General features: G+C 69.9%; 10 protein-coding genes. 1 reads left to right on the forward strand and 9 read right to left on the reverse strand.

Annotated elements, in window-relative coordinates:
• Positions 1-208: 208 nt before the first annotated feature.
• The 5 genes from AB0C96_RS42690 to AB0C96_RS42710 form a co-directional block, all read right to left on the reverse strand.
• A complete protein-coding gene (locus AB0C96_RS42690) occupies positions 209-1,300 on the reverse strand; it encodes a polyprenyl synthetase family protein (RefSeq protein WP_362925656.1) in 1,092 nt (363 codons plus the stop codon).
• A complete protein-coding gene (gene ispG, locus AB0C96_RS42695) occupies positions 1,297-2,457 on the reverse strand; it encodes a flavodoxin-dependent (E)-4-hydroxy-3-methylbut-2-enyl-diphosphate synthase (RefSeq protein ID WP_362925657.1) in 1,161 nt (386 codons plus the stop codon). The genes AB0C96_RS42690 and ispG overlap by 4 nt, the downstream gene beginning before the upstream one ends.
• Positions 2,454-4,304, reverse strand: a complete 1,851-nt coding sequence (locus AB0C96_RS42700; RefSeq protein ID WP_362925658.1) for a 1-deoxy-D-xylulose-5-phosphate synthase — start codon at positions 4,302-4,304, stop codon at positions 2,454-2,456. Before AB0C96_RS42700 ends, ispG begins: the two co-directional genes overlap by 4 nt.
• Positions 4,305-4,604: 300 nt before the next feature.
• A complete protein-coding gene (locus tag AB0C96_RS42705) occupies positions 4,605-4,805 on the reverse strand; it encodes a hypothetical protein (RefSeq protein ID WP_362925660.1) in 201 nt (66 codons plus the stop codon).
• Between the two features lie 137 nt (positions 4,806-4,942).
• Positions 4,943-5,563 carry a TetR/AcrR family transcriptional regulator gene (locus AB0C96_RS42710; RefSeq protein WP_362925662.1) on the reverse strand — a complete coding sequence of 207 codons (621 nt, stop codon included), beginning with the start codon at positions 5,561-5,563 and terminating at the stop codon, positions 4,943-4,945.
• Between the two features lie 48 nt (positions 5,564-5,611).
• Here AB0C96_RS42710 and AB0C96_RS42715 point away from each other — a divergent pair, with 48 nt between their 5' ends.
• A complete protein-coding gene (locus tag AB0C96_RS42715; RefSeq protein WP_362925672.1) occupies positions 5,612-6,169 on the forward strand; it encodes a GNAT family protein in 558 nt (185 codons plus the stop codon).
• 91 nt (positions 6,170-6,260) lie between these two features.
• Here the strand turns inward: AB0C96_RS42715 and AB0C96_RS42720 are convergent, their stop codons facing one another.
• The 4 genes from AB0C96_RS42720 to AB0C96_RS42735 form a co-directional block, all read right to left on the reverse strand.
• A complete protein-coding gene (locus AB0C96_RS42720; RefSeq protein ID WP_362925664.1) occupies positions 6,261-6,707 on the reverse strand; it encodes a cupin domain-containing protein in 447 nt (148 codons plus the stop codon).
• Between the two features lie 30 nt (positions 6,708-6,737).
• Positions 6,738-7,469: an NAD(P)H-binding protein gene (locus AB0C96_RS42725; RefSeq protein WP_362925666.1), complete on the reverse strand. Its 732-nt coding sequence runs from the start codon at positions 7,467-7,469 to the stop codon at positions 6,738-6,740.
• A gap of 200 nt (positions 7,470-7,669) precedes the next feature.
• Positions 7,670-8,881 carry a cytochrome P450 gene (locus AB0C96_RS42730; RefSeq protein ID WP_362925668.1) on the reverse strand — a complete coding sequence of 404 codons (1,212 nt, stop codon included), beginning with the start codon at positions 8,879-8,881 and terminating at the stop codon, positions 7,670-7,672.
• 13 nt (positions 8,882-8,894) lie between these two features.
• A partial coding sequence (locus AB0C96_RS42735) for an FAD/NAD(P)-binding oxidoreductase (protein ID WP_362925670.1) occupies positions 8,895-9,950 on the reverse strand: 1,056 nt, incomplete at its 5' end.

A 9,950-nucleotide genomic window follows, 5' to 3' on the forward strand; every position in this document is an offset into this window, starting at 1 on the left:
GGCGCCCGGGGCTGACGTGGCTGCACCACGGTAGCCGGCCCCCCTCCCGTCGTGGGGGCGGCTCCGGGGCGCGTGCGGGCGTCCCGTCAGCCGCCAGGGCGGCCCGCTGCGTTACCGGCCGGTTTCCCGGCGCAGAAGCCGCGCGGCGAGGCGAGCGGCACGCGGCGGCGGACGGGGGACGACGGGGTGTTCATGGTGTGCATGGTGTTCATGAGGTGCGCCTGGTGGCGGTTTCGGCGAGGACGGACAGGGCGTGTGCGGCCTCAGGAGGAATGGCGTTCGGGGACTTCAGTAGCCGCAGCACCTGCGCGCGGCGCTCGGTGATCATGTCCTCGACCTGCCGGCGGGCTCCTGAGACGGTGAGGATGTCGCGGACCTGGGCGGCTTCCGGCTCGGTGAGGTGTGGGTTGCCCACCAGGCGTTGCAGGGCCGCCGCGTGGCGGGGTGCCGCATCCCGCATGGCGAGCGCGACGAGCGCGGTGTGCTTTCCCGCGCGCAGGTCCTCCAGGCGGGATTTGCCGGTGATCTGCGGGTCCCCGAAGACGCCCAGCAGGTCGTCGCGCAGTTGGAACGCTTCGCCGAGCGGCAGTGCGCAGGAGGACAGCTCCCGCATCAGCTCCGGTGGGGCGCCGGCCAGGGCGGCGCCGACGTGGAGCGGGCGCTCCATGGTGTACTTGGCGGTTTTGTGGTGGATGATCGTCACGGCGCGTTCCAGGTCCGCGGTGGGCAGGCCGGTCGCTGTGACGTCCAGGTACTGGCCGTAGATCACCTCGGTACGCATCACATCCAGCACCGGCAGCACTGCCGCGAATTGCTGACCGGTCAGCCCCGCGGTGTGCAGGAGTTCGTCCGTCCAGGCCAGGGCCAGGTCGCCGACGAGGAGGGCGCAGCTGGTGCCCAGGCGCTCGGCAAGGGAACCGGGACGGCCGATCGCATGGCGCTTGGTGAGGGCACGGTGCACCGTGGGGGAGCCGCGGCGCGTCGCGCTGTTGTCGATGATGTCGTCGTGGATCAGGCAGAACGCATGGAACATCTCCAGGGCGGCCGCCACCCGCACCACGGCCTTGGTCGGCGGCGTCCTCGTCGCCGCCCGCCAGCCCAGCACGCACAGCATCGGGCGCAGCCTCTTACCCCCGGTTGAGACGAACCGCTCCAGCATCTGGGCGGGGTCGGCGGGCAGGCCACGGCTGCGGGCGGCAGCGGCCTTGCCCTGGAGGAACTCGCCGAGCACGGCATCGACATGCCGGAGCACAGCCCGCGGATCCAGCGGTTTGGCGTTGAGCGGAGGGGCGGCACTCACGGGGAACCACCTGCCTGAGCGCCATCGTGTCCGGCGTCCTGTGCAGATGCGGCCACGTCCGTGAGGCGGAGGGCCTCGTCGAGGAGGGCTTCGACGATGCGGTTCTCGGGGACGGTCTTGATGACGTGTCCGTTGCGGAAGATCTGGCCTTTGCCGTTGCCGCAGGACACGCCCAGATCGGCTTCGCGGGATTCTCCCGGGCCGTTGACGACGCAGCCCATGACCGCGATGCGCAGCGGGTGTGGGAATCCGTCGAAGGCGGCCTCGACCTGACGTGCCAGTTTGTGGATGTCGACTTGCAGGCGTCCGCAGCCGGGGCAGGAGACGATTTCCAGCGTGCGGGGGCGCATGCCGAGCGAGGCCAGGATGTGGCATCCGGCCTTGACCTGGTCGACGGGGTCGGTGGACAGGGAGACGCGGAGGGTGTCGCCGATGCCCTCGTTGAGCAGGATGCCCATCGCCACGGCGGATTTGATGGCGCCCTGGAAGGCGGGCCCGGCCTCGGTCACCCCCAGGTGCAGCGGGTAGTCGCAGCGACCGGCCAGCAGCCGGTTCGCCGCGATCATGGTGCGCGGGTCGTGGTGCTTGACCGCGATCTTGAGGTCGGTGAAGCCGTGCTCCTCGAACAGGGAGCACTCCCACAGTGCAGAGTCCACCAGGGCCTCGGGGGTGGCCCTGCCGTACCTGGTGAGGAGGCGCGCATCCAGGGAGCCGGCGTTGACCCCGATGCGGATCGGTACACCGGCGGCGGAGGCGGCCTTGGCGATCTCGCCGACCCGGTCGTCGAACCGTTTGATGTTGCCTGGATTGACGCGCACGGCCGCACAGCCGGCATCGATCGCGGCGAAGACGTAGCGGGGCTGGAAGTGGATGTCGGCGATCACCGGGATCGGCGATTTTGCGGTGATGCGGGGCAGTGCCTGGGCGTCGTCGGCGGTGGGTACGGCGACCCGGACGATGTTGCAGCCGGCGGCGGTCACCTCGGCGATCTGCCGCAAGGTGGCGTCCACGTCGGCGGTGACCGTGGTGGTCATGGTCTGCACCGAGACGGGGGCGTCACCACCGACGGGCACGCAGCCGATCTGAATCTGCCGGGTGCGGCGGCGCGCGGGGGGCGCTGGGGGCGGGGTGGGCAGGCCGAGGTCGATCGCGGTCACGGTGTCGCTCCGGGGGCGTCGAGGTGTGGGTCGGCTGCCGGGCAGTGGCCGCAACGGGCGGCCAGGACGGTGCGTACGAGACCCGCGGAGTCCAATCCGGCATCGGCCAGCAGTGCGGCGCGGGAGCCCTGGGGAATGAAGGCCCGGGGCAGGCCGAGGACGCGGACCGGTGTGGTCACGCCCGCGTCCTGGCACAGTTGGGCCAGAGCCGCGCCCACCCCACCGGTGCGTACGCCGTCCTCGACGCTCACCACCAGCTGATGGCGGGCGGCCAGGGAGGCGAGGCCCTGGTTGACGGGGAGCACCCAGCGCGGATCGGCGACCGTGATCCCGATGCCGTGTCCGGCCTCCAAGAGGTGGGCTGCTTCGATCGCCGCCCCGGCGAGGGGGCCTACGGGCACCATCAGCACGTCCAGCGGCCGTCGGATGCTGCGGTGCAGGATGTCGATGCCGTCGATGGAGGCGAGCGCCTCGATCTCGGCCCCCACCGTGGCCTTGGGGAGGCGCAGCACGGTCGGCCCCCAGCCCCAGGCAACCGCCTCCTTGAGCAGCAGGCGTAGCCGGGCCGCGTCGCGGGGCGCGGCCAATCGCATCCCCGGTACCGCGGACAGCAGCGACAGGTCCCACATCCCGTGGTGGGAGGGGCCGTCCGGACCGGTGATGCCCGCCCGGTCCAGGACGAACGTCACCGGCAGCCGATGCAGGGCAACATCCATCATGACCTGGTCGAAGGCCCGGTTCAGGAACGTGGCGTAGAGGGCGACGACGGGGTGCATACCGCCCATCGCCAGTCCTGCCGCGGAGGTGACGGCATGCTGTTCGGCGATCCCGACGTCGAAGACCCGCTCGGGGAACCGTTCCTTCATGGCTCCCAAACCGGTGGGCAGCAGCATCGCCGCAGTGAGTGCAACCACGTCCGGGTGCACGGTGGCCACGTTCACGAGCGCCTGCTCGAAGACCTTCGTCCACGACGGCGCGGAGGCGTCCTTGACGGGTCGTCCGGTGGATGGATCGACTACCCCGACGGAGTGCAGGCAGTCGTCCGTATCCGCCTCGGAGGCCGGATGGTCCTTGCCCTTGACGGTCATGACATGGACCACGACCGGCCGGCGGACCTCACGGGCCTGGCGCAGTACGCGCTCCAACTGGACGGTGTCGTGGCCGTCGACGGGCCCGAGGTAGGCAAAGCCGAGATCGGTGAAGAGATTCCGGCACGCCTCCGCACCGGCCCCGTGTTTGAGCACGCCGAGATGGTCGGCGACCGCCCCGGTGGTGGGGGCGTACGAGCGGCCGTTGTCGTTGACCACCACGATCACCGGACGGTCCTCGGCGGCACCGAGGTTGTTCAGCGCCTCGAAGGCCATGCCGCCGGTCAGCGCACCGTCCCCGATGACCGCCACCACGGCACGCTCCTGCTCGCCGGCCAGTTGTCGGGCCTTGGCCAGCCCGTCCGCGTACGACAGGGCGGTGGATGCGTGCGAGTTCTCCACCAGATCGTGCACGGACTCCAGGCGCGAGGGATAGCCCGACAAACCGTCGTGCTGCCGCAGCGAGTCGAACCGATTCCGACGGCCGGTCAGCAGCTTGTGCACGTAAGCCTGGTGGCCGATGTCGAAGACCAGCGCATCGCGCGGGGAGTCGAAGACCCGGTGCAGCGCCAAGGTCAGCTCGACCACACCCAGGTTCGGCCCCAGATGACCCCCGGTGGCGCACACGCTCTCCACGAGGAACCCTCGGATTTCCCTCGCCAGCACGACAAGGTCCCCGGCCGACAGTGACCGCAACACACTCGGGCCCGTCACCCGCTCCAGGACGGACAGGGGGCCTTCCACCGGAACCGTTGTCATGCCGGCCTCCTGCTTCTTGATGATGCGGATCCGTGCCGCACACGAACCGGAATAGGCCGCAATACCAGGAGGGCAGCCAAAGGCAGAAACGGGAAGAGGAAGCCGCACCGGACACGTTGAACGTGTTGAAAGGGAGGCATTTTCGGGAAGGCGCAAGGCGAACTGAGGCCGACCACCACTTCGGAGTCGGCGGCCGACCGCACCGCCTGGGTAAATCCATGGCGCGGGCGGCTCGCTGGGGGGCTGCCCGAGCCGCGCGCGGCAACCATTGAGACGGGGGCCGTAGACGTCAAGGCGCCGTCAGTGCGGGGTCGGGCCTGGTGTGTGAGCGGCTTGCGCTCGGCGGTCACCCGGCCGACGGCGCCCGCTCGGATGGACGGGATGGCTACCCGCCGCCATGACCTGTTCGAGCACGTCGAAGCGGTCGTCGTGCGCCAACGGCAGCCCGGCCGCCGGCCGTTCCCCGACGTGCGGCGCGGTGATCCGAACGGCAGCGAGCATGCGCCCACGGTGGATGCACCGGCACGACGAGGCGCCAAGCTCTCCCGAGCACCGGGAAACCAGGCGTTGAGCGGGTCGGATGCGGACGTTCGGATGGCGGGAGCTGGAGGGAGTACCCCGTCCGGAGGGCGTGGTCGTCAGGACGGGGCTGCGTGATCGCCGTGTGGTGCGGGCGGGGACGTCAGCGACGCCAGGTAGTCGTCGAGGAGCTCCGTCTGGCGCCGGGCCGGGAACGTCGTGGGGTCGAACAGGGCCTGCACCACCAGCCCGAGCACGAAGGACTGGGCGCCGGCCGCGATGCGTGCCGGGTCGCCGGCGGGCAGTTCGCCCAGCCGCTGAGCCGCGGCGATCAGATCGCTCAGCCTGTCGCGGCCCTGCGCGTACCTGCGGGCGTGGTCGCCGCTCAGGGCGGAGTCGGCGAGGGCGACATCCCAGGAGGACACCCAGATCCGGTTGGCGTCGGTGGCCTCGGCGTTCAGCGGCAGGACGTCGAGCATGGCAGCCCGGACGGCGGACAGGCCCGCCTCGGCAGTGCGCCGGGGCCGGGAGGCGCTGCGCTCTTCGAGCAGGTCGAGGGCGTGCGCGACCAGGTCGCGCTTGGCCGGGAAGTAGTGGGTGAGCAGGCCGGTGGTGGCGCCGAGTTCGGCCGCGACGGCGCGCAGGGTCAGCCCGCCGAAGCCGTGCGCGGCCAACACCCGCCAGACCGCCTCGGAGACGTCGCGACGACGGGCCTCGTGGTCCCCCTTGGTGCGTGGCATGCTGCTACCCTACATAGTCATAACGCTTGTTACGTGAATGGGGTCACCATGTTCTCCCTCCCGCTGCGGGACAACGCCAGCCTTGAGCCGCTGGAGATATGGCACGCCGAGGAGTTCGCCGGCCACCTGGAACGGGCCCGCGAGCACATCCGACCGTGGGTCGGGCCGGCGTTCGTCACCGACGACCTCGACGGCGCACGGGCCACACTGCGCCGGTACGCCGAACGGCAGGCCGCGGACGGCGCCCGCCTGTACGGCATCCGGCTCGACGGCGCACTGGTCGGCGGCGTGATGTTCACGGACTTCAACGCCGCCTCGGGCTCGTGCGAGATCGGGTGCTGGCTGGAGCCGGTCGCCGAGGGCCACGGCCTGGTGACCCAGGCGTGCCGTGCCCTGCTGGACTGGGCGTTCACCTGCCGGGGGCTGCACCGCGCCGAGTGGCACTGCCGGTCCGACAACGACCGAAGCTCGGCGGTGGCCAAGCGACTCGGCATGACGCTGGAGGGCGTACGGCGCGAAGCCTGGCCCTACGGAGGCGCCCGCCACGACAAGCAGATCTGGGCGATCCTCGCCCCTGAATGGCGAGCCGAGGAGAAGGCCGGCTGAGGGGGCCGCGGCAACGAGTCGTCCGCGGGTCCGACTGGCCCGACTCGCGCCGGCCGTCGGCCGGCCGTCGTGGGTCCCGGGCGTGGGCGGGTCAAGTGCCTGGGCGGGGAGCGCGTAGGTGCCGGCGCCGGGCCAGCTCTTCGTCGTCGACCAGGGTGAGCATGGGCTGACCCGGTGCGCACATCATGGTGACGAGGAAGCGGCTCCGGGAATCCGTCCGGTTGTTTCCGTCCTGGTAGTGGATGACATCGCCGCCCGGCTCCCAGAACGTCTCCCCGGCCTTGATCACCCGCTCCGGCTCACCTTCCAGCTCGAAGAGCATCTCCCCCTCCAGCATGTAGCCGAAGGCAGGTCCCGAGTGCCGGTGCGGAGGGGTGCCGGGATCGCCGGGAGGGAACTCGACGATGACCGTCATCGCCTCCACCCCCTCCGGGACGAACGGCGGTTTCGCCGACTGCAACACGGTGAGCGCCGTCTTCCATGCTTCCGAGCGCGGTTGGTCCCCGGCGCCGCCTGCCCCCTGCTCGTTGTTCGACATGGCCAGGTCTCCAGTGCTGGGTCGGCCGGGTCAGCTGAGCCAGTCGGTGTAGTGGGTGGGGGCGATGCGTGCGTCGCCATGGGTGGTGAGCACATCGCCGTTGACAGCGGCGAACATGCCGGCGGTGTCGTCGGTGACGACCGTGCGGCCGTCGGGTCGGGCGTTCAGGGTGATCCGGCCGAGTTCGTCGAGGGGATGGACGTCGGGCCCGCCGACGTTGAGGGCTCCGTTCAGAGGGGTACCGGCGGCGACTTCGGCGACGGTGTCGGAGACGTCCTGGGCGGCGATCGGCTGGAGTGGGGTAGTGGGCAGGCGGACGGTGTCGCCCTCGGTGGACCAGGACATGACGGCGTCGATGAACTCCATGAACTGGGTGGCGCGGACGATCGAATAGGGGATCGGCCCGGCCTTGAGGATGTCTTCCTGCAAGACCTTGGCGCGGTAGTAGTCGAGGTCTTGCACCTGGTCCGCGCCGACGATCGAGAGGATGACGAAGTGCCCCACCCCGGCCTTTTGGCTGGCGGCCAGGAGGTTGTCCATCGAGGTCTGGAAGAAGGCGGGAGAGGCATCGTCGAAGGTCGGGGAATTCGTGAGATTGACGACGCCGTCGGCTCCGGCCACCGCCTCCTCCACGCCCTGGCCGGTGATCACGTCGACACCTGTAGACGGCGAGTGCGGCACGGCCTCGTGCCCGGCCGCGTTCAGCTTCTCCACGACCTGCGACCCGATCAGACCGGTACCGCCCATGACTGCGAACTTCATTGGTCACCTTTCGTCGTGCATCGATAGGTCATGCCTCCAGATTGCGGCGATACAGTGCACGGCGCACTCTGGCCCATGCGCTCCCGGGCATGCCGGTGGCGCGTCCGCACAGCTCCCGCACGACCCCGAATTCATCATCCGTTGAAGCTTGTTGAAGCTCGTTGAACCTCATCGTTCATCGGTGCCTTCGGCCGTCGCGTTCACCGGTCACCCTGCTCGATGTGCAGGTGGATCGGACCTCGGAGAATGGGGCTGCGCCGGTATGGCGGCGGGTCGGCGACCAGGCTTGGCCGATCGAGGCGGCGTACGAGCTCGGTCAGCGCGATCTGGGTTTCCCGCCGGGCCAGCGGGCCGCCGAAGCACAGGTGGATGCCGCTGCCGAACCCCAGGTGCTGGTTGTCACGTCTATCGGGGTCGAAGCGGTCCGGATCGTGGAAGCGGTTCGGATCGCGGCTGCCCGAGGCCAGCATGAGCATGATTCGCGAGCCCTGGGGGATGACGGTGTCGGCGACGGTGATGTCGCTGTACGCCGCCCGCCAGGGAATGATGTGCACCGGGGGCTCGTAGCGCAGCAGTTCCTCGACCAGCGGCACGATCTGGCCCGGTTCGTCGCGCAGTCGTTGCAGCATGTGCGGGTGGCGCAGCAGCGTCAGCATGCCGTTGGTGACGAGATTGACGGTGGTTTCGTGGCCGGCGATGAGCAGGAGGCGGGCGGTCGCGAGGATTTCGTCGTCGGTCATCCGCCCGTCGGGGCCGTCATCGTTGGCCAGTCGTGTCAACAGGTCGTCGCCCGGCCGGCCGTGGCGTTGCTCCAGCAGCCCGCCGAGGTACTGGCCCAAGTCTTTGGATGCCTGCTCGCCGTTCTCCAGTTTCTCCTTGGGATCGGTCTTGGGGTCGTAGTCCAGTGATTCGATGATGGCGTTCACCCACAGGTGGAACCTCGGTTCGTCCTCGCGTGGCACGCCGAGCAGGTGGCAGATCACGGTGACGGGGAACGGGTAGGCGAAGTCGTCGACGATGTCGATCTGTTCCTTGCCGGCGAAGTCGTCGATCAGGCTGCTGACGGTGGCGGTCAGATCGGGTTCCAGGCCGGTCACCAGGCCCGGGGTGTGCGGGGGGCCGAAGTGGCGCATCGCCATGCGCCGCAAGCGGTCGTGCTCGGGCGGGTCGAGGTTGATGAACGACGGCGCGGCACGGTCCTCGGCGTCGCGCGTCGGGTGCGACAGATTGCGCACGTCGGAGCTCAGGTGCGGGTTGTGCAATATGTCCGTGAGCTCGCGATAGGTGCTGATGACGTAGCTGCCGTCCTCCTGTGGGGCCACCGGCGTCTCGCGCAGCTCGGCGTAGAGCGGGTACGGGTCGGCTCGGGAGGAATAGTCGAGGATCCGGCGCAGCGTGTCGGTCGTGGTCATCTCGCTCTGCCTCCTACCGGTGCTGCCACGCGGACGTCACTCGCCGCTCACTTGGGTCATGGCCGGTGACCACCACGGTGGCGCCCTGGGCGAGCAGGGTGGGGCCGGGGAAGTCGACGGGCATCGGCTTGATGTCGGCGGGCTGGTCGGGCGTGGGGCAGGGCGGCGGGAAGGGCGCGGCCGTCTCGATCAGCTGCCGGTAGTGGTCCAGCCACTTCGCGTTGTTGAAGCTCACCGCCGCGGTGACCCGGCCCCGATAGCCGTATGCGGCGACGAAGCGGTGGTCGGACACCGACCCCTGGGTGACGGCCACCTCGTCGGCGAAGGTGGGCACGCCGACGGACTTGATGTTGACGCCGAACTGGATCGACCAGAACACCGGGATGGACAGGTGGGGCCAGCGGTCCGCCTGGTTACTGAGCATGTTGTGCGCCGCGACCTCTGCCTGCTCCACGGCGTTGGCCCAGTGCTCCAGTGAGATGAGCCGGTACTCGTAGATCGGGTTCGGGCAGCGTGCCACATCCCCGGCGACGAAGATGTCGTCGGTGACCAGGCCGTTGAGGTCGAGGGCGCGGCAGCCGGTGTCGCAGGCGATTCCCCAGACACCTGCCGCCAGTCCCGAGTCCCGCAGCCACTCGGTGTTGCGGATGCCTCCGAGCGCCACCACCGCCACGTCGGCGTCGATGGTGCTGCCGTCGTCGAAGTGGGCGCGGCGGAACCGTCCCTGTGCGTCGCCCTCCAGCCGGGTGACCTTGATACCGCAGCGCAGGTCGACTCCGTGGGCCCGCTGCATGTCCGCCGCAATCTCACCGATCATGGCGCCGAGCGCCCCGACCAGCGGGGCCGGCGCGAGTTCGGCGACGGTCACCGGGATGTCCCGCTCGCGGCAGATGGAAGCGATCTCGGAGCCGGTGAATCCGGCACCGATGACCAGTACACGGGAGGGCCGGGCGGCGAGCGCGCGCTGTAGGCCTTCGGCGTGCTCGCGCGTGCGTACGACGAACACGCCGTCCAGGGCCGCCTCGCTCTCGACGAACCACGGCCGGGCCCGCACCCCGGTGGAGATCAG

The sequence above is a fragment of the Streptomyces sp. NPDC048506 genome (genome assembly GCF_040651315.1).
Taxonomy (GTDB): Bacteria; Actinomycetota; Actinomycetes; order Streptomycetales; family Streptomycetaceae; genus Streptomyces.

Coding starts and splice junctions, on each gene's coding strand:
- AB0C96_RS42700 (WP_362925658.1), bottom strand. CDS start 4,304: ATGACAACGGTTCCGGTGGAAGGCCCCCTGTCCGTCCTGGAGCGGGTG.
- AB0C96_RS42705 (WP_362925660.1), bottom strand. CDS start 4,805: ATGCTCGCTGCCGTTCGGATCACCGCGCCGCACGTCGGGGAACGGCCG.
- AB0C96_RS42710 (WP_362925662.1), bottom strand. CDS start 5,563: ATGCCACGCACCAAGGGGGACCACGAGGCCCGTCGTCGCGACGTCTCC.
- AB0C96_RS42715 (WP_362925672.1), top strand. CDS start 5,612: ATGTTCTCCCTCCCGCTGCGGGACAACGCCAGCCTTGAGCCGCTGGAG.
- AB0C96_RS42720 (WP_362925664.1), bottom strand. CDS start 6,707: ATGTCGAACAACGAGCAGGGGGCAGGCGGCGCCGGGGACCAACCGCGC.
- AB0C96_RS42725 (WP_362925666.1), bottom strand. CDS start 7,469: ATGAAGTTCGCAGTCATGGGCGGTACCGGTCTGATCGGGTCGCAGGTC.
- AB0C96_RS42730 (WP_362925668.1), bottom strand. CDS start 8,881: ATGACCACGACCGACACGCTGCGCCGGATCCTCGACTATTCCTCCCGA.